Genomic DNA, 19,007 nt, shown 5'->3' on the forward strand with positions numbered 1-19,007 from the left:
TCCTTCACGAATACTTTTAGTGCCGGTGACCAATAACTAGTCTCCCTAAAATGCCTTCGCTTTGGTTATGATACTATAATTGGGCAATTAAAAGATTGCGGGCAATGCTTATATCCTGCTGAATCGCCGCTTGCAACTCAGGTAAGCCACTAAATGCTTTTTCATCTCTGATTTTCTGCAGGAATTCAACTGCCATTCGCTGACCGTACAAATTTCCCTGGAAGTCGAATAAGTGTACTTCCAACGATGGCTGGCGACCATTAATTGTGGGACGAATACCTAAATTAGCCACGCCACTAAAGCGCTGTTCACCAATGATAGCTTTAATGGCAAACACACCACTACAAGGCAGCTGAAGACGATTGAGTTTTATATTCGCAGTAGGCACACCCAGCTGACGACCAAGTTTTTGGCCATGAATGACCTTACCACAAATCTGAAAAGGACGACCTAACAAGTGTTTAACCTGCTGAAACTTACCAGCAAAAGCAAGCTGTCTAATCCGGGTACTACTAATTCTTTCCCCATCATCAGTGGTTACTGTTTCTGTTGGTTTCACTACAAAACCACAACGCTGCCCTGCCTCAGTTAGTTTTTTGAAGTCACCACTACGGTCACAGCCAAACCGAAAATCATCACCCACTACCAAATGCTTAACCTGGAGCCCTTGCACCAACACCCGGTCGATAAACTGATCTGCCGACAACTGTTGTAGTTTTTGATCAAAATACAAACACAGCAGTTGATCGATGCCCAATTTCGCAAAACAGTGATATTTTTCAGCAAAACTAGTGAGTCGGCCAGGTGCCTGCTGTGGAGTTAAATACTCTCTCGGTTGTGGCTCAAAGGTAATGACCGTAACCGGTAATGACCGTTGCTTAGCTTCTGCTTGTAAGCTGGCTAAAATACGCTGATGGCCTCGATGGACACCATCAAAATTGCCAATTGTGGCTACACAGCCTTGATGTTCCGGCTTTAAGTTGTGAAGACCACGAATTAAGCGCATGAAAAATCCTAATCTAGTGAATTTAACGAAATGGCTGATTATATCGTAGCTATAACCAGAAAACACCCGTATAGAGTTTAATGCTTAAACTGTCGTGGGCGAATCCCAACCAGTAATAACACTAAAGCGTAAGCTAGCACTCCAGCACCAACCAAAATTGCCACAGACACCGCCCTATCAAACCAACTCCAACCCAACCATTGCTCAACAGGGGCTACCAGATAAAAAATTAACCCTCCCATTACTCCATTCGCTAACAGCAACTGAGCTAAATATTTAAACCAGCCTGGTTGCAATTGAAATACCTGGGAACGGTAAAGCCCCCAAAATAACAACCCTGCATTAAAAAAGGCTGATAATGACGTTGCCAAGGCTAGTCCAGTATGTTTGAGGGGGTAAACCAAAATTAAATTAAATACCATATTGGCAATCATGGCTTTTATAGCGATGCCTACTGGTGTTTTAGTATCTTGTCGGGCGTAATAGCCAGGCGCTAACACCTTAATCAGCATAAATGCCAGCAGTCCAGAGGCATAGGCCCTTAAACTCAACGATGCCATATACACATCGTTGTCAGTCATCTGCCCATGATGAAACAACGTAGCAAGCAGTGGTTCAGCCAATATAAATAAAGCGACAGCAGAAGGCAGACCAATCAGCAACACCATCCTCACCGCCCAATCCAAGGTTTTAGCAAAAGCGTCTGTTGAATCAGCCGCATGCTTATGGGATAAACTGGGTAAAATTACTGTAGCAATGGCAATCCCAAAAATCCCCAAGGGCAGCTCCGAAAGCCTGTCTGAGTAATACAACCAAGACACGCTACCACTTACCAAAAAAGAAGCCAGTACAGTATCAAGCAATAGGTTTATCTGACTCACTGAAACACCAAACAAAGCGGGCAGCATCAGCTTCATGATACGTTTTACCCCCTCATGTTTTGCTCCCCAGCGAGGCCCCGGTAAACAGTGAATGTTAGCCAAAAATGGTAACTGAAAAACCAGTTGAACAATGCCTGCAATCACCACCCCCCAAGCCAATGCCATCACTGGCACATCCAAATAAGGGCTTAGAAAAATGGCACAACCAATTAATGTAATATTTAGCAAGACTGGCGTAAAAGCTGGTACAGCAAAACGACCAAAGCTATTCAGCACTGAGCCAGCAAAAGCCGTTAGTGATATTAGTAACAAATAGGGAAAGGTCAGGCGCAACAGCTCCCCCGCTAATGCCATTTTTTCTGGCATATCATGAAAACCAGGAGCAAATAACATCACTAGCCAAGGAGCCAATAGTACTCCCACTATGGTGGTTAGCATTAAAATCGTTGCCAGAGTCCCTACTGTACTGGCAATTAGCAACTGCACCTCAGCAAAACTGCGCTTGGTTTTATACTCTGAAAGTACTGGGACAAATGCTTGCGAAAAAGCCCCTTCAGCAAATAAACGGCGCAAAAAATTAGGGATTTTGAAAGCCACGAAAAAAGCGTCTGCTTCAGCTTTAGCGCCAAAATAATTGGCAATTACAATATCTCTTGCTAACCCCAGCACTCTGGAAAGCATTGTCATCACACCTACCAATAAGCTGGATTTTAATAATCCTTTAGGCTTACTGGTAGGCTGTTCAACTGAATTATCTGACATATCAAAACCTAAGCCAGTGGAGGGCGTCACTAAAGGCGAGGGTTAGAAATATGGTACAACCTAGCCTCCCTACTTTAGATTTAGAGGCTGTCGCAAAAGCTAGCAGCTATGGCCTGCTGCCTATAGCAGACACTAGACTTCTTTCCAACAACCTTTTGTAACACCCTAAGGTAGAAACAGGAGCAGTATTATACGCTGATTAGTATAACGATGAGCTAGCTTATCGTTATACAATGGCTATAGTGTTCACAGGTAGCTGCCACTCATTAGGACAAATATTGACAAGTGTCTTGCAAGTAGGCATAGTGGCGCGTCTTTAATTTAGTGCATATAGAATTCGAGGACCAAGACGGTGGCAAACTCTCCCTCTGCAAAAAAACGTGCGCGCCAGGCTGAATCACGTCGTCAACACAATGCCAGCCTGCGCTCATATGTTCGTACAGTAATCAAAAAGGTTATTGCTGCAATTGAAGCAAAAGACCTGGAACAAGCTCAAGCAGCTTACACTGCAGCTGTACCTGTTATCGACAGAATGGCTGACAAAGGCATCATTCACAAAAACAAAGCTGCTCGTCATAAAAGCCGCCTAAATGCCAAAATCAAAGCATTAGCTGCTTAAGACTAAAGTGAATGCAAAAAAACCGGCAAATGCCGGTTTTTTTTATTTTGGCGCTTAGACTAGCACCAGATTATCTCTATGAATTAACTCAGGTTCATCCACATAGCCCAAAATAGCCTGAATTTGATGACTGGGCTTACCCACGACTTTTGCTGCTTCAAGCGCATTATAATTAACTAATCCTCTGGCAATTTCCTGGTGATTTTCATCAACACAAGCCACCATCTCTCCTCGCTGAAACTCGCCTGAAACTGCTTTCACCCCAACAGGTAATAAACTACGTCCCTCTTGTCTCAGCACTCGAGCCGCACCCTGGTCCAACACCAGCTGGCCTTTGGTTCTTAAATGTCCTGCTAGCCACTGCTTTCGTGCAACTAATCGCTCATGTTCAGGCAGCAGCAAAGTGCCTAACAACTCAGCTTGTTGCAAGCGTGTTAACACTCTGGCTTCTCGCCCCCCTACAATTACAGTAGCCGCACCGGAGCGCGCAGCTAGTCTTGCAGCTCTCAACTTAGTAGCCATTCCACCACGCCCCAGCTGCCCACTGCCACCAGAAGCCATCAAATCCAGTTTAGGATCACTGGCCATTACCTCAGAAACCAATTCAGCAGTAGGTTCTTGTCGAGGATCTGCCGTCATAAGTCCCTGCTGGTCAGTCATGATTACCAATAGATCAGCTTCAATCAGGTTAGCAACCAAAGCGCCCAGGGTATCGTTGTCACCAAAGCGAATTTCATCCGTCACTACTGTGTCATTCTCATTAACCACAGGGATAACACCCAGCCCTAGTAAAGACCTGAGTGTACTTCTCGCATTGAGATAACGCTGCCGATCAGATAAATCAGCATGAGTCAGCAATACCTGCGCCGTGGTCATGCCATGGGTGTCAAAGTGGCTTTCATACGCTTGGACCAACCCCATCTGCCCAACAGCAGCCGCTGCTTGTAACTCGTGAATAGCACTTGGTCGAGCTGTCCAACCTAAGCGAGACATTCCCGCCGCTACGGAGCCAGACGAAACCAAAACAATTTCATGGCCTAGCCGACTTAGCTCGGCTATTTGATCAACCCAACCCGCCATTGATTGGGTATCAAGCCGCTTGCCATTATCTGTTAATAACGCACTGCCAATTTTTATTACCCAGCGCTTAGCCTGGGTTAACAACTGTCGCTTACTCATTTTCTTAGCTTATTGGACGTAGAAAACTTCAGTATCGCTATCATCAAGGTCATCGTCGTCATCGTCCTGCACCTTAGCTGCTTGACGGGCAGCCTGGCGAGATTCCCTCAACTGCTGCATTTGCTCACGTGCTTCAGCTTCCATACGGCTGCGGAACTCAACCTCTTGTTCGGCCAACTCAACATTCTCTGCTTCCTGCTCAGCTTTTGCCTCAATAAAACGCATAATGTCCTGACAAAGCTGTTCAGTACCTTGCTTAGCAATTGCTGCAATTCGATAAACAGGCCCCTGCCACTGCAAAGCATCGACTACTTGTTGACAGCGCTTATCTGCTTCATCAGCAGGTAATAAATCGGTTTTATTAAAAACCAACCAACGATCTCGGTTTGCCAAAGCTGGGCTAAATTGTTCTAACTCATTCACTATAGATTTAGCTGCTTCGACAGGATCAGATTCGTCCAACGGTGCAATATCGACCAAATGCAATAAAATGCGACAACGAGCCAAGTGCTTTAAAAAGCGAATTCCCAGCCCAGCCCCTTCTGCAGCACCTTCAATTAACCCTGGAATATCAGCTACCACAAAGCTACGATGATTTTGTACTTTCACTACCCCGAGGTTAGGTACTAACGTGGTAAAGGGGTAATCAGCTACTTTCGGCTTGGCAGCTGAGACCGCGCGAATAAAAGTAGACTTACCGGCATTGGGTAAACCTAGCAACCCCACATCGGCAATCACTTTCAGCTCTAAGCGCAGACTGCGTTTTTCACCTTCCTTACCATTGGTAGTTTTTCGAGGAGCACGATTGGTACTGGACTTAAAGCGGGTATTACCCAAACCATGAAAGCCACCTTTGGCCACCAACAGGCGTTGACCCACTGCTGTCATATCACCAATCACCTCCAACGTTTCATCATCAATAACTGTGGTACCTACAGGTACTTTTAGAATCAAGTCTTCACCAGACTTGCCTGTACAGTTACTGCCTTGACCACTTTCACCTCGCTGAGCTCGATACTTAGGCTGATAGCGAAAATCCACTAAGGTATTCAAGTCATTATCAGCTTCCAGATAAACACTACCGCCATCACCGCCATCACCACCATCAGGGCCACCTTTGGCGATAAATTTCTCACGCCGGAAGCTGAGGCAGCCATGCCCTCCGTTACCTGCTTCTACGGAAATTAAGGCCTCATCTACAAACTTCATGTCTCAACCTCCCGGCCAGATACTTATTCAATGTTAAAAGCCCTTTAAAAATTTAGGCCTGATACAAAAAAGCCCCGTCAGAGACGGGGCTTTTTCAAGGTATTTGCTTTCTTAGACCGCCTCAATACGTACAAACTTACGCTTGCTCGGGCCTTTTACTTCAAATACAACTTTACCGTCTGCTTTTGCAAACAATGTGTGGTCTTTACCCAGACCTACATTGTCTCCAGCGTGAAAACGTGTACCACGCTGACGAACTAAAATGTTACCGGCCTTAACAACCTGACCACCAAAGCGCTTCACACCAAGGCGTTTACTTTCTGAGTCGCGACCGTTACGGGTACTACCACCTGCTTTCTTGTGAGCCATGATTCACCTCTCCTAAGAATTAACCTGCATTAATGCCAGTGATCTTAACTTCTGTGAACCATTGACGATGGCCCATTTGCTTACGATGGTGCTTACGGCGCTTGAACTTGATGATCTGAATCTTTTTACCACGGCCATGGCTTACTACTTCTGCAGCAACCTTAGCACCAGCAACTTCAGGAGCACCGATTTTTACTTCGCTACCGTTAGCAACTAAAAGTACTTGATCAAACTCGATGTTATCACCTGTGGCAACATCCAGTTTTTCCAGCTTAAGCGTGTCGCCTTCAGCAACGCGGTATTGTTTACCACCGCTAACAATCACAGCGTACATAATTTTTCTCCGAAAATCCTAAATTAAGCCTTTTTGTTAAAGGCATCCGGCAAACCGGATTTCAGCTCGAAAAACCCTGCGCTTAGGTGGGCCCTGACTAACAGTAATATTTATGTCACTGACAGCTGGCTACCTCTCAAACCCGCACATAATAGGACTAACAAACCCCATGTCGAGGCAGATATCACCTTAACCGACATAACAAAGCTAGTTTGAGTCCTGGATCTTCGAATTTGGGGCGTGCATTTTAAGGGATGTCAACCCTCTAAGCAAGCTTGCGATGTACCATTAACATCATGATCCAACACAACTTAATAGGTACAAGCATAGCTGATTTAAAGGATCACCTTGACACTCCTGGCATCAACCCATAGGATTCGGCCCCATCCTAGCTGAATTTGCATGATTTGCTGACATGTCTCAGGCCAACCCCCTAAAGCGTATTTATCAAACTGTTGAACAAGATTTCAGTGGTGTTAATGACCAGATTATTAGCCAGCTGCACTCGGATGTTAGCTTGGTGGATAAAATCAGCCACTATATTACCGAAGCAGGAGGCAAACGCCTCAGGCCGTTACTGGTACTTTTGTCAGCTAAAGCTTGCCAGTATAAACAGCAGGACCATATTCCACTTGCAGCCATCATCGAGTTTTTACATACCGCAACGTTACTCCACGATGATGTAGTAGATACTTCAAACCTCCGTCGAGGTCGGGCAACCGCAAATGCCATTTGGGGTAATGCACCCAGTGTACTAGTTGGCGATTTCTTATACTCCCGTGCCTTTCAAATGATGGTTAAGCTTGGCAATATGCAGATAATGCAAGTGCTAGCTGATGCCACCAATGTCATTGCTGAAGGCGAAGTCATGCAGCTGATGAATATTGGCAATTCAGCTACCACTGAAGCAGATTATTTCGAAGTGATTCGTTGTAAAACTGCCATGCTATTTGAAGCTTCCTCTCAGACTGCAGCCATTTTGGCTAACAGTTCTACTGAACAAGAGAATAATTTACGCCAATATGGCTACCATCTAGGCATGGCATTTCAGCTAATTGATGATGTACTGGACTTTCAGGGCAGTGCCGAAGAAATGGGTAAAAATGTGGGTGATGATCTCGCAGAAGGCAAACCTACCTTACCATTAATTCACACTATTGAAGCAGGCTCTATCAATGACGCCGAACTGGTTAAGGAAGCCATTGAAAACCCCAGCCAGCTTGACCTAAAGGCAGTTATTTCAGCTGTTAAACGCAGTGGTGCTCTAGATTATACCCAGTCGCTTGCAGAGCAACAGGCTGATCTTGCTATCAAATGTATTGCCGATTTACCTGAGTCGGAGCATAAACAAGCAATGATAGAGCTAGCTCACTTTTCTGTTAATAGAAATCACTAGCCTCTTATCTTATTTAAGTATGCAGCCTTCGATTCTACCCTATTGCTAAGTCGGTTGTTTGTAAGCCAAAATCTTCTTTGATCAGTTCCAACCAGCCAGCAATTCGCTCGTCAGTTAATTCGAATTGCTGGTCTTCATCCAAAGCCAACCCCACAAAGTGCTGGCCGTCTTCAGTCAATGCTTTAGAAGCCTCAAAATCATAGCCACTGACAGGCCACTCTGAAACAGTAATCCCCCCCTGAGAAATCACTAACTGGTGTAATGCACCCATAGCATCTAAAAAGTAATCAGCGTAACCAAACTGATCGCCCAAACCAAACAGCGCAATGACTTTACCTGAAAAATCAACCTGCTCAAGCATTTCCCACTGGTCTTCATAATCACTCTGCAACTCACCAAAGTCCCAGGTTGGAATCCCCATAATCAAAAAATCGTACAGTTCAAATGTTTCTGGTGTTGACTCAACAATATCATGTAATACCACTTCGACCACTTCGGCTAATCCTTGCTGAATTTTAGTTGCAACAGCTTCCGTATTTCCCAAGCTACTGCCATAAAACAGTCCAATCGTGAGCACAAACGCCTCCAAATACAAATGAGAAACATTATCTTTAAGTAATAATAACCAAGCTCTACTCTGTTCTCAATGCAAAATCTAAAACACTTAATTGAAAAGCCTGTCTTTTTTGCCTATGACTCACATGTGAACACATCCAACAAAACACCAACTAAAAACCAATCACGCTGGTATTGAATGCTTGTTTTAGTAAAAACGTTTAAACTAAGGACGCATTTTCAATAAATACTTAATAGAAACTAACTGTTGTCTTTTTGTATACAAGCAACCACCACCCCTGCTCAATAAACATACAATTATTTTTAATTTATGACTATATTTTGAACGGATTTAAACTAATATCTACGTTGAATTTTTTTTTTCACAAAAGGCTCTGTCAACCCCTACCGAGATAGTTTTTCATCTGTATAATTTCGCCTTTTTTTCTGAGTAGTCAGTGCTGTATAGGTGTCGTGTTGATTATTTTCACCATTACCAATAAAGTTACAGGTCAAGTGTTTGTCGGTTCTACCCGAAACAGCCTTGAGTCTCAGTGGGCTAAAATTGTCTCTGCTGCCGAGCAAGGTCTAGATTACCCTTTATACAAGCAAATCTGTCGTTATGGCGATGACCAATTTGATGTTGAAGAGTGGGACTTCGCCGATACTCGAGAAGAGTTAATGGCGCTTGAGCAAGAAGCGGTAGACTCTTTGCAAGCAGAAAGCCTAAGAGGCTATAAGACAGCTGTTACCCAAAGGCGAGTTGTAACAGCCCCTAAAAAAAGAGCCTCATCCAGTCGCGCCAAACCATCGACAAGTGAGCCGAGCGATACAGAAGAAGGTAGTGCAGAAAAAACTGCTTCAGTTTTACCTACTGAAGCAAAAGTACAGCCTGAGCCAGAGCCTGAAATAGAAGTACCAGCACCGCAACCCGTTGCACCGGTAGAAAAACCTGTTTCTATTTTGGCTCAGTTAACGGCTAGTGCAAAAGCTTATAAGCGAAGCTGTACACCAGCAACCAAGAATAAAGCAGCCGCTAAAAGCAATAAAGAAGCATCTGGTCTCGTTGAGGTTGACTCAGAGCAGCTAGACTCTTTATTTGCAAAAGTTAGTGCATATAGCTCTCAAGCCAAACCAGAATCAGAGCAGCCAACAGCAGTAAGCAACAAAATTGATGACAGTGGCTTAGCTAGCAGTGACAGCCTAGTTGAGACAAAAACGGTTGAAGCACCAGAGCCTGTATATAATGAGCATCAACAACGTATTTTAGCTGCCATCAATAAACAACGACAGTTGCGAAGTGAGAGGACACCAACGGTTATTGAGCAAGAGCGTAAGCAGCTGGCAGACTTATTAACTAAATTAGAGTTAAGAGCTGTTGAACTTAAGCAGCCAATAGCAGCCTCTTAAACTTAATTCTTAAGCTAAAAAAGGGGCCTATAGGCCCCTTTTTTAGCTTGATGATATTCTGTTAAAGCACCAACGCTGCCATCCAACCAAAAACCAATAATGGAATATTGTAGTGAAGGAAAGTAGGAATAACGGTATCCCAAATATGATTATGCTGACCATCAACATTTAAACCTGCAGTCGGCCCTAAAGTAGAATCAGAGGTAGGTGAGCCTGCATCCCCCAAAGCTGCAGCAGTTCCAACCAGTGCGACTGTTGCCATAGGGCTAAACCCTAGTTCTAACGCTAATGGAACATAAATCGCCGCAATAATGGGGATGGTTGAAAAAGAAGAGCCTATGCCCATGGTAATTAATAATCCCACCAATAACATTACCAAAGCAGCCAGCACTTTATTGGAACCAAACAAGGCTGCGGATGTATCAACCAGTGTTTTAATATCACCCGTTTGCTGCAGCACAGCAGCAAAACCTTTTGCTGCTATCATGATAAAACCTATCATGGCCATCATTTTCAGCCCTTCAACAAACAAGCCGTCAGCCTCAGACCACTTAAAAATACCACTTGCAGAAAAGACGACAAAACCTACTAGGGCACCCAGTGCCATCGAGTCAGTTACCAATTGCACAACAAATGTCACAACAATAGCTATCAAGGCCACCAACAGAGATTTAGGAGAATAACTGACGTCTGCTTTTTCTACTTGTTTTATCGCATCTACATTGTATTGACGAGGATTGCGATAACTAAACAGCACAGCAACCAGCAAACCAAACAGCATACCTAGTGCAGGTAAAGCCATTGCCTGCATAACACTTACCTGACTGGTATCCATACCATAGTTTTGAAGGTTGGCTAACAAAATATTATTTAAGAAGATTCCACCAAACCCTACAGGCAGAAAAATATAAGGCGTGATTAGCCCAAATGTAAGTACACAAGCAACTAAACGACGGTCAAGCTGCAATTTCGCAAATACTATAAGTAAGGGAGGAATCAACATGGGAATAAATGCAATATGCACTGGTATCAGGTTTTGCGAACTCATTGCCACGAAGGTTAACACCAGAATAATCAACCATTTCAAATAGCCCGTTGCTGAACCTCCCTGCTGATTAAGCCGTGCTAATGACTTGTCTGCAATCCAATGGGGTAAGCCTGACTTGGCAACTGCTACAGCAAAAGCACCAAGTAAAGCATAACTCAGTGCTACCTCTGCTCCCCCACCTAACCCTTGATTAAAAGCCTTTAGTGTTTCCGAAAAATCTAAACCACCAACTAGACCACCCGCTAAAGCACCAATGATTAATGACATCACAACATTAAGTCGCAAAATGCTCAGTAACAACATGGTGGCTACGGCAACAACCACTGCATTCATTATTTAATATTTCCCCATTAATTGACCTACATAGCGCACACAAAAAATGCACTACTTGCACCTACTGACATCTCAAATTGATACTTTTTTAATCACACCAACATATCTGCAAATCAATATCAGCAAGTCTTACCTCTCACCACAAAAAATTTACACTTTAAGTAGTGACCCTAGCGTTTTTTGCAGGTAGAATGCTCGGAAAGGTCTATACAAAGTGTTGAACATCATCTGCAAAGCGACACCTGCAAGCAGCTTTCATAGAAAAGCAGCAAGCGATCATGTAAAAGCAAAATAAAGAAAAGCCAAACAAGTACCCAGCAGCACTTGTCACTTTCCAACCAAAAAGTCACGATGGTACCCGAATAGTTACTAACCGCCAAATATTTTTATCTTTCCTTCCGATAAAATACGAAACCAAACCTCTTTTCACCTTAACCACTTGTATCTTCTTTCACTGATGGTATCTATAAAAGCCTCAATAAAAAATTAGTTTTTATCAAGACACCAAAAACGTTGAAATAAAGTAATACACCATCAAAACTTGCAGCTTTGTTGAAAAATATGCGAGCAAAGCATAAAACTAACGTGGTTTTACAGAAAAGCACATTTAAAATACTACCCCGCAGCAAATCATCAGTAATAACAGCGTAATACTAAAGGCGTATATAAATAAGAGAGGGAGAGTGATAAGGCAAAAAAAACCCTATTGATTAACAACAGGGTATAAATAACGTACGGGAACTACTGTAAGACAAACTTTGGCGTAATAAATTCCACACAAAGTAAAGCCTTAAGAACTGACCAATATTGTTAGCCAGCGGCTACACTCTGCCCAAAAATGTGACAAATGTCAAAAAATTATTGTGAAATGACGCAGGATATTTTGTATTTCGTCTGTTTTGCTTGTGGAAAAACTGCCTTTTAGCTTGCCTTGTTACAAATTTAACCTCAGCTCTTGTTACAAAATTGGTTGTAAATCCGCATCTATAAACCACTTTTTCAACTGGAATTTGTTACAAAAGTGAGACATAAAGATGCATAACATTTTTGTAAGAGGCTCTACATATTACTTTCGTAAAGTAGTGCCTGTAGATGTATACGATACCTTTCGTAAGAGGGAAATAACCTTTTCACTTCAAACTAAATCTAAGCGGTTAGCTAGGTCAAAAGCTGCTGTTGCTCTTGGAGCAGTTGACACTGCAATCTATGAAATGCGTGAGCTAACTGACCTTGCTAAAAGAAGGACTGTTCACAAAGAGCTAGTGACCTATCTGGATGACTTTCGTGCAACAGGTAACGCCAAGCTGAAAAGGGTCATTGTAAGTACTCCCTCAAACACCACGGCTGACCAAAAAGAAAAAGAAGAGCAAAGCCCTACGCTAAAAGAAGCTCACGCTCTCTACCTTGATGAAAAGATAAAAATGGATTGGCATGAGAGGACTAAAGCCGATGGAGTTCAAGCCTTTAATTGCCTTATAGATATTGTGGGTAATATAAGGCTTAACAAGCTCAGCAAAGGACTTGCTATTGAAGTTACACAACAGATTTATGACTACCCAGCAAAGCGCAATCAATGGAAAAATAGAAACCTAAGTCTAGAAGAACTTAAAAAATTAGGTGTACCAACAATTGCTCCAACAACCGCTGTAAAACACTTCATGCATTTAACAACCTTCTTTAATTGGTTGGTCAATAGAGAATATATGGCAGCTAATCCCTTTTCTGGACTAAAACCTAGAGCCAAAAAAGCAGCGGCAAGAACCAAGGAGCCCTTCACAGCAAACGACCTTAATACCTTATTCACCAAACGGATTATTAAAGGAGAAGACCCAGATAAACCCTGGCGCTTTTGGGTTCCTGTTCTCGCTTTATATACAGGAGCGCGTCTTGAAGAAATTTCACAACTTGACGTCGATGATATAAAACAAAGCGAAGGTATTTATTATTTAGATATCCACGACAGAGGCAGCCATCAACTAAAAAATAAATCGTCTATACGTAAGACTCCCTTACATAAAGACCTACTGGAAATTGGCCTTTTAGAATACATCAACAGTCGTAAAGATGAAGTAAAATTATTTAATTTATCCCTACTACAAGGTATTTATGGTAAGACTGTATCTGCATGGTTTACCTTTATAAAAAATAAGCTCAACTTCCCTTCAACAAAAGTTTTCCATAGCTTCCGTCATACCTTCCGTGATTTTGCCGTCGAGAGTCGTGTTCCTAGTGAGCACATAAAGGCGCTCTTAGGCCACACACAAGGCGATATGACCCATGGTGTCTATGGTTCAGGCTTTAGCTTGTCCTTACTTAATGAAAGTATGCAGCAGATAGACTTTAGTTGCGTGAGGGATATTTTAATAAAGGAAGCTTAATGTTCTAAGGGCCTTGTCCAGTCTTCTAGTGACAAGAGCCTTTCAACATTATAAAAAGCCTTATCATTTGTTATCAACGTGGCTTTGACTGCTACAGAGTGCGAGGCTATGAGCATATCCATTGTACCTAAAGAAAACCCATCTTTTTCACAAGATGTACGTAGTTTGGCGTATGCTTCAGCCGCATCAGAATTCCAGGGTAGAATATTGACTCTAAGTAAAAACTCTTTAACAAGGTTAGCAAGATGTTTAGCCTCGGGCTTCCTTGCAACTCCACGCAATAGCTCGGCTTCAGTAATAGCTGAGATGGACACAGAAGCCATAGCCACCGAGCAAAGGCGCTCCTTGACCTGCGACACTCCTTTGATAATGTAGCTAGCGGTGTTGGTGTCTAGCATGTAAAGCTTATCCATTAAAATAAATCCTTTTCTTGCTCGACTTCGTTGTCTCGTTCTGCCATGAAATCTTCAGGCACTTTAGTATTTTCAACAAGCTTGAAGAAATCATCCCAGCTACCCGGCTTCTTAGAAATAATTACGTCACCAGTTTCGGGGTCTTTGCGTATATAAACCTCGTCGCAATCAAAGCGGAAACTTGAAGGTAGCCTGACTGCTTGGCTCCGTCCGTTCATAAAGAGTTTTGCGGTATGTCTCATGGGTGGCCCCTTCTCACTGTCATATACCAAAGTATATGCATCAATATGTGATATATCAAGGTATATCCTTTTCACTTTCTTACCTCCTCTAAACGCTCTGCAAGGCTGTAATAGGCGTCTTCTTCAAGGTGAGCATAGATAGCCGTTTGCGTAATATTCGAATGGCCTAGCCAGTGCTGAACCTCTCTCAAGCTGGCTCCAGCCCTAAGTAAGCGGGTAGCGCATGTGTGTCTGGTACAGTGAAATACAAAGTCAGTGTCGTGCTCCAGCTTCATCTGTTTACGCAGCTTGGCCCAGGCTTGAGTAATGCTGTCGATTGTCCATTGGGCAGGCCACAGGTTGCCAGCAGATTCTAAACGACGCTGTAAGACACCTTTGGCCTTTCTGGTTAATGGGACTGAGCGCGTTTTGCCGTTCTTCGTATCGCTAAAAATAATTTTATTGTCGAGAATATCTTGCGGCTTTAATTTAAATATTTCTGAACGGCGGCCACCTGTTTCTATGGCGAGCAAAATAAAGTCGGCCAAATCTTTATCAGCTAATAAAAGCAACTGCTCTTCTTCCTCATATGATAGGTAACGGATACGGCCTTGCCTTGTCTTCATGCGCTCAAAGCGTGGCATTGAGGAAATATAGCCGCGCTCGTGGGCATAACGGAGCATTTTTTGTAGTACAGCTATTTTTCTATTTATTGTTGCTGGCGCGTTGCCTTCAGTTTTACAAGAGCTAATAAAGGCATCAATTGTATTAAGATTAATATCAGCTGCTAATGTAGACGGACCAAGCAATTTTATTATCTGCATTCCTGTTTTATATTGCACCACCTCGCTTTTTGTACCGGTCCAGTAGCGCGCTGTGGTTAACTCTAAAAGCTCGCTTAAGGTTAGCTTTTTGTACTGCTGGGGAGCTTGTGGGTTTTCTTCATTGCCTGCTTTGACTGCTAATAACTCAGCCTCTCTTGCTTGGGCTTTTGCCTTGGTAGCACAGTTTTCACGTACTCTATTTTTATTTATATATACGTCAACTTGCCACCTTTGGCCACGCTTACGGATAGCCATAGGAATTCCTTTTGATGATAGGTGTTTATTTAATTTGAGGAGAAAGAGAAGGAAGAAAAAAAATAGGAAAAGGTAAGAGCAAGGCTTTTTACTTACTCTTACAGTGAGTACTTATATATGCTTTAATACGCCTTGTATTACTTTCTTTCCCTCCTCATTTAAATACAAAACGCGGCGGCGGACGTCGTGCGGGTCTGTCCGCATTTCTACCCATTTATAGCCTTTACTTGTCTCGTCTTCACCTGCCAAGGCTCGGACAATACGTGAGCTTGTTGTTCTTGATAGGTTAGCGCGGCGTTGGACCTCAACAACGCTTATCCCCTCATCCTTAGCTATTGTAAGTAGTGCCTCAAGTTGCGTTAGTGTCATATTAGGGTCCACTTCTCGCAGAGCTTGTACCGCACTTAAAAACTTTAATAACTTTAACCCGCCCATACCTTAGTACTCTCAGTGTTTTTTAATGTACATTGCGCCTAAAATTGGCCTCAACTATATTCACCTCACATTTGAAATGCAATTATTTTATACCGCATACGGGAACATTTACACAAATTTAAAACCTTTGTAAAGCCTTTTCAACCATACAATCTATAGTTATTTTGTATGAATAAAGCCCGACCCAGGTCCCTAAAACGGAATCAATAACTACACAATCTGTTGTCTGTTTAGCCAGCAGCCTCCCAATTTCAGGGGCCACAGCCCACCACTCGATAACATCGGGATACTGTTCATAAGCATTAAATAGGTTGCCTACAAGTTCAGTCTGTTCTAGAAAAATTCCATCTGTATACTTCTTATGCTTTGCGCTACTCATACGCAAGACTCCATTACATTACTATCGGCCATATGAACAATATGACCAAAACCAAACGATTGTTCTATTTTTGAACTGTGTAACATAACGGAATTTGTATATAAATGGAAGGTGAAATTTTTCACTTTCATACGTCACCTGTCAGGTATTTATTTCAACAAGAAGAATTAAATAGTAGGTGACAACAGAAAACCAAGTCAAGTGCTGTGAATATAGTACTTTCCGAACAATATTTATTTATCTGCAATTATTTTTTATTGCACAAATCACTCATACTCTAAGGAAGGTGTAACCTTTTGTTTCCCAAAAATCATTTATTAAGGCATCTCCTGCCATTCGTTCCCAATCAATGTAATAGCGTAAGCGTTCAGGAATGTTAGACAAGTCTTCAAGCTCTGCTAAATATTCCTCTCCAAAGTCGCGAGGTGTCGCATAGTGGCCAACGTAAGCGTCTTTTACCTGCTCTGCGTCTAATGGGTAGCCGTAGTCAATCCAGGCTTGCAGTATGTTCTCAGCGTCATTCGTGTACCACTCACTAAGCTCGTTAAGGACAGAAACGTAAGAAAAATATTCCGAGTCAAGGCTATGCTCTCCCACATATTTCTCGGGTATATCCTCATAATCAGCGACTATCCACTCTTCGCGAAGAACCCCGTCATTAATCTGCTTGGTTAATTCTTGTAGCCATGCATGTATATCGCTGATTAATTCGGCGCATTCTTCATAGTTGTCAAGGTCAAAAGTTTTAGCAAGGAGTTCACCACAGTTGTAGTCATAGAGAGAGTAGAAAGTGATTGTTGCCATGATTAAATATCCTTTTAATTAATAGAGAAAAAACAAATAATTATTTTTATTCTGGCTGAATCCAGTAAACATAATCAGCGAAGAAGACAGCAACAGGCTTACCTTCCTTCTGGCAGTGCTCAAGACAGCATAAAGCTTTTAAGTTAGGTGCTATCTACTCCCTCTGGCCTGAGTCTATAAGTAGGTCTATATGCTTCTTAATCTCATCTTTTATATAATCTAAGGCTTCGCTGTGGGTGCTAAATGTGGCAGGTTCAACTTCAGGCAAATAGCCGGGAACATTCCAACCTGCTATGTAATTAGTCATTTAATTGCTCTCCTTGCTCTTTATTATTAAGTACTTGGCCATGACAAGACGGACAAAGAAGACCACAAATAAAACTTGCTCCCTCGCTACTCTCTGCTGTGACTAAATGTAAGCTGTAGGCTCTTTGGTTGCATAAGATGCATGTAGGGCCTGCATGTATATCTGTTGTAGATTTATTTAATGATAGGTCCATTGGCTGTGGTCTCCTTTTATTAAATTAAAATTGTATTTATTTTCTTTTAGTAGACTTTAGGTAAGCCACTAGATAACTAATGACCTACTTAAAACGCACTTGCTGTGCTTCAGTTTAAGCAGAGAGAGGCACAATATTACTTGCACTAAATCTGTCTGCTTATTTATCCAAATTGTTAAAGAGCGGACTAACACAAGCGCGCGCTAGGCATCTAGGCTTAACTGGAAACGTGCTGTGACTGCAATTAATTGTATCTAAGGAGACTTATTATATATACTTACAGAGAACCAATATAGGTAACAATAAGCATCTAAAAGCAATAACTAGGGTTTATTTTTACATCTTTCTCTTTGCCCCTAAGATGTATAGGAGTTATTGTTTTCATTTAACTCGCCTCGGGTGACATATAATCTAGCGAATTTAGTTTGTGTTGTCAATAATAAAAACAGGATAAAGAAAACAATGAAAAAATTAAAAAAAACCACTGCCAAATAAAAAAGAAATGATAAGTATAAAATATACTGTTTCTTTCTGTCCCTTATTTATAGGTACTTTCAGCACTACATGTGACTAAACTGTGTGTCTACATAATGATAAGTTAAGTGATTTAGGAGGCCCACGGGGGAAACTCTCGGCGGGCTTTATTCAAAAAGAGGACTCAGATTTTTTAGTGAAAATTATTTTATGCCCAACTCTTTTTTTATTGTTGTCACAAGGGTTTTTCCTTCAGAAGACAACCGTAAAGTTCTAGCTTTTGCATTGTGAGAACTTACTTCTTTCAATATCAAGTTACGCCCAACTGCTCCTGATACACCTTCTGCAAGCCTTTGTATGGCTTTAGCTGTGACAGACACCCCTACACTTTCGTCAAGATGACCTCTCCCAAATATGTCGAACAAAGTTGCGCCTTCATTCAGCTCGACAGCTAACAAGATTTCGAGTTGAAATAATGTTAAGTCATACTCTGCAAGAGTTTTCCGCATGTGCGCAATGTCTTTAAAACGAGGCAACTTACAAGCTCTCCAATCAACTCTAGTTTAAAAGACACCAGAGTTTACTTGAGACTACAGCAGGCGTCTACATGACACTACACTCTAACTGAGACACCTTAGGAGCCGTTAATTTTAACTGAAAGAGATAGGGAATATATTATCATGAAAGCCTCCCAGATAAGCTCTCAGAGGCTATACAATACATCTTCGACTTTAGTTGTTCTTACTTAGTCCCTGTGTATTATCAACATATATTGAAGTTGACGTACAATCACTATTACTTATCGTGTATGTAAATGAATTAAAATAAGCCATACACTTTTCAATGTTAAGCGTCCCATTGCCATTGCTACTAATAGAAGTGACATAAGGACCAGCTGAAGAGCACCCTGTAAGAATAATAACAACAGCTGCAAGAATTAATTTTTCCATTTGATATGAACTTCCCTATTTCAAAATAAAAGTGTAATAAGAAAGTACCATTGTACAGAATGAGAGTCAAAAAAATGTAATGTTTATAAGCAAATACATTTTATGTAAAGGTTCTATAAGCTTGACTAAAGAAGAAGAGAAAGTCAGCTAAAAGATGACCAAGGTAAAGCTTAGCCTTGGTCTTAAGTAGCTTACAGACTATGTGTCTTAGTAGGTTATTATTTTTCTTTTTACTTGGAATATAAACAACAAAGGAAAACAAAGCTGAAGGTG

Annotated in this window: 21 protein-coding genes; 4 read left to right on the forward strand and 17 right to left on the reverse strand. The window is 42.0% G+C overall.

Annotated features, from left to right (window positions below):
• Positions 1 to 73: 73 nt before the first annotated feature.
• Positions 74 to 1,006 (reverse strand): bifunctional riboflavin kinase/FAD synthetase, encoded by a 933-nt coding sequence (ribF, locus tag OQE68_RS05150; RefSeq protein WP_180567212.1) that lies wholly within the window; start codon positions 1,004 to 1,006, stop codon positions 74 to 76.
• A 77-nt stretch (positions 1,007 to 1,083) separates the two neighbouring features.
• Positions 1,084 to 2,649 (reverse strand): murein biosynthesis integral membrane protein MurJ, encoded by a 1,566-nt coding sequence (gene murJ, locus OQE68_RS05155; RefSeq protein ID WP_180567211.1) that lies wholly within the window; start codon positions 2,647 to 2,649, stop codon positions 1,084 to 1,086.
• Between the two features lie 352 nt (positions 2,650 to 3,001).
• Between murJ and rpsT the strand changes: the two genes are divergently transcribed.
• A complete protein-coding gene (rpsT, locus tag OQE68_RS05160; protein WP_180567210.1) occupies positions 3,002 to 3,268 on the forward strand; it encodes a 30S ribosomal protein S20 in 267 nt (88 codons plus the stop codon).
• 54 nt (positions 3,269 to 3,322) lie between these two features.
• On the opposite strand, the gene proB is transcribed toward rpsT, so the two are convergent.
• The 4 genes from proB to rplU all read right to left on the reverse strand — a co-directional run bounded on the left by proB (position 3,323) and on the right by rplU (position 6,359).
• Positions 3,323 to 4,447 carry a glutamate 5-kinase gene (gene proB, locus OQE68_RS05165; RefSeq protein ID WP_180567209.1) on the reverse strand — a complete coding sequence of 375 codons (1,125 nt, stop codon included), beginning with the start codon at positions 4,445 to 4,447 and terminating at the stop codon, positions 3,323 to 3,325.
• Between the two features lie 9 nt (positions 4,448 to 4,456).
• A complete protein-coding gene (gene cgtA / locus OQE68_RS05170; RefSeq protein ID WP_180567208.1) occupies positions 4,457 to 5,656 on the reverse strand; it encodes an Obg family GTPase CgtA in 1,200 nt (399 codons plus the stop codon).
• Positions 5,657 to 5,767: 111 nt separating this feature from the next.
• On the reverse strand, positions 5,768 to 6,025 hold the full coding sequence (gene rpmA, locus OQE68_RS05175) for a 50S ribosomal protein L27 (RefSeq protein ID WP_163835145.1): 258 nt from the start codon (positions 6,023 to 6,025) through the stop codon (positions 5,768 to 5,770).
• A 19-nt stretch (positions 6,026 to 6,044) separates the two neighbouring features.
• Positions 6,045 to 6,359, reverse strand: a complete 315-nt coding sequence (rplU, locus tag OQE68_RS05180) for a 50S ribosomal protein L21 (RefSeq protein WP_180567207.1) — start codon at positions 6,357 to 6,359, stop codon at positions 6,045 to 6,047.
• Positions 6,360 to 6,774: 415 nt separating this feature from the next.
• Here rplU and OQE68_RS05185 point away from each other — a divergent pair, with 415 nt between their 5' ends.
• Positions 6,775 to 7,755 (forward strand): polyprenyl synthetase family protein, encoded by a 981-nt coding sequence (locus OQE68_RS05185; protein WP_180567206.1) that lies wholly within the window; start codon positions 6,775 to 6,777, stop codon positions 7,753 to 7,755.
• Positions 7,756 to 7,789: 34 nt separating this feature from the next.
• Here the strand turns inward: OQE68_RS05185 and OQE68_RS05190 are convergent, their stop codons facing one another.
• The gene (locus OQE68_RS05190) at positions 7,790 to 8,332 is read right to left on the reverse strand and encodes a flavodoxin (protein WP_180567205.1); all 543 of its coding nucleotides are present in this window, start codon (positions 8,330 to 8,332) and stop codon (positions 7,790 to 7,792) included.
• Between the two features lie 455 nt (positions 8,333 to 8,787).
• Here OQE68_RS05190 and OQE68_RS05195 point away from each other — a divergent pair, with 455 nt between their 5' ends.
• The gene (locus tag OQE68_RS05195; RefSeq protein ID WP_180567204.1) at positions 8,788 to 9,720 is read left to right on the forward strand and encodes a GIY-YIG nuclease family protein; all 933 of its coding nucleotides are present in this window, start codon (positions 8,788 to 8,790) and stop codon (positions 9,718 to 9,720) included.
• A gap of 61 nt (positions 9,721 to 9,781) precedes the next feature.
• Here the strand turns inward: OQE68_RS05195 and OQE68_RS05200 are convergent, their stop codons facing one another.
• Positions 9,782 to 11,101: a Na+/H+ antiporter family protein gene (locus OQE68_RS05200; RefSeq protein WP_180567203.1), complete on the reverse strand. Its 1,320-nt coding sequence runs from the start codon at positions 11,099 to 11,101 to the stop codon at positions 9,782 to 9,784.
• A 1,034-nt stretch (positions 11,102 to 12,135) separates the two neighbouring features.
• Between OQE68_RS05200 and OQE68_RS05205 the strand changes: the two genes are divergently transcribed.
• Positions 12,136 to 13,479: a site-specific integrase gene (locus OQE68_RS05205; RefSeq protein ID WP_180567202.1), complete on the forward strand. Its 1,344-nt coding sequence runs from the start codon at positions 12,136 to 12,138 to the stop codon at positions 13,477 to 13,479.
• On the opposite strand, the gene OQE68_RS05210 is transcribed toward OQE68_RS05205, so the two are convergent.
• The 9 genes from OQE68_RS05210 to OQE68_RS05250 all read right to left on the reverse strand — a co-directional run bounded on the left by OQE68_RS05210 (position 13,476) and on the right by OQE68_RS05250 (position 18,320).
• Entirely contained in the window at positions 13,476 to 13,892 is a 417-nt protein-coding gene (locus OQE68_RS05210) for a type II toxin-antitoxin system VapC family toxin (protein ID WP_180567201.1), read from the reverse strand. The genes OQE68_RS05205 and OQE68_RS05210 overlap by 4 nt on opposite strands.
• Positions 13,892 to 14,134 (reverse strand): antitoxin, encoded by a 243-nt coding sequence (locus OQE68_RS05215; RefSeq protein ID WP_180567200.1) that lies wholly within the window; start codon positions 14,132 to 14,134, stop codon positions 13,892 to 13,894. Before OQE68_RS05215 ends, OQE68_RS05210 begins: the two co-directional genes overlap by 1 nt.
• A 71-nt stretch (positions 14,135 to 14,205) precedes the next feature.
• The gene (locus tag OQE68_RS05220; protein ID WP_266195528.1) at positions 14,206 to 15,192 is read right to left on the reverse strand and encodes a tyrosine-type recombinase/integrase; all 987 of its coding nucleotides are present in this window, start codon (positions 15,190 to 15,192) and stop codon (positions 14,206 to 14,208) included.
• A gap of 111 nt (positions 15,193 to 15,303) precedes the next feature.
• Positions 15,304 to 15,561 (reverse strand): MarR family winged helix-turn-helix transcriptional regulator, encoded by a 258-nt coding sequence (locus tag OQE68_RS05225; protein WP_266195529.1) that lies wholly within the window; start codon positions 15,559 to 15,561, stop codon positions 15,304 to 15,306.
• Between the two features lie 184 nt (positions 15,562 to 15,745).
• Positions 15,746 to 16,006, reverse strand: coding sequence for a hypothetical protein (locus OQE68_RS05230; protein WP_180572018.1), 261 nt, complete (start codon positions 16,004 to 16,006; stop codon positions 15,746 to 15,748).
• 270 nt (positions 16,007 to 16,276) lie between these two features.
• On the reverse strand, positions 16,277 to 16,810 hold the full coding sequence (locus OQE68_RS05235; RefSeq protein WP_266195530.1) for an antirestriction protein ArdA: 534 nt from the start codon (positions 16,808 to 16,810) through the stop codon (positions 16,277 to 16,279).
• A 154-nt stretch (positions 16,811 to 16,964) separates the two neighbouring features.
• Positions 16,965 to 17,117: a hypothetical protein gene (locus OQE68_RS05240; protein WP_180572158.1), complete on the reverse strand. Its 153-nt coding sequence runs from the start codon at positions 17,115 to 17,117 to the stop codon at positions 16,965 to 16,967.
• On the reverse strand, positions 17,110 to 17,310 hold the full coding sequence (locus OQE68_RS05245; protein WP_180571844.1) for a hypothetical protein: 201 nt from the start codon (positions 17,308 to 17,310) through the stop codon (positions 17,110 to 17,112). Before OQE68_RS05245 ends, OQE68_RS05240 begins: the two co-directional genes overlap by 8 nt.
• A gap of 677 nt (positions 17,311 to 17,987) precedes the next feature.
• On the reverse strand, positions 17,988 to 18,320 hold the full coding sequence (locus OQE68_RS05250; protein WP_180571845.1) for a hypothetical protein: 333 nt from the start codon (positions 18,318 to 18,320) through the stop codon (positions 17,988 to 17,990).
• Positions 18,321 to 19,007 lie beyond the last annotated feature (687 nt).

The sequence above is a fragment of the Spartinivicinus marinus genome (genome assembly GCF_026309355.1).
GTDB lineage: Bacteria > Pseudomonadota > Gammaproteobacteria > Pseudomonadales > Zooshikellaceae > Spartinivicinus > Spartinivicinus marinus.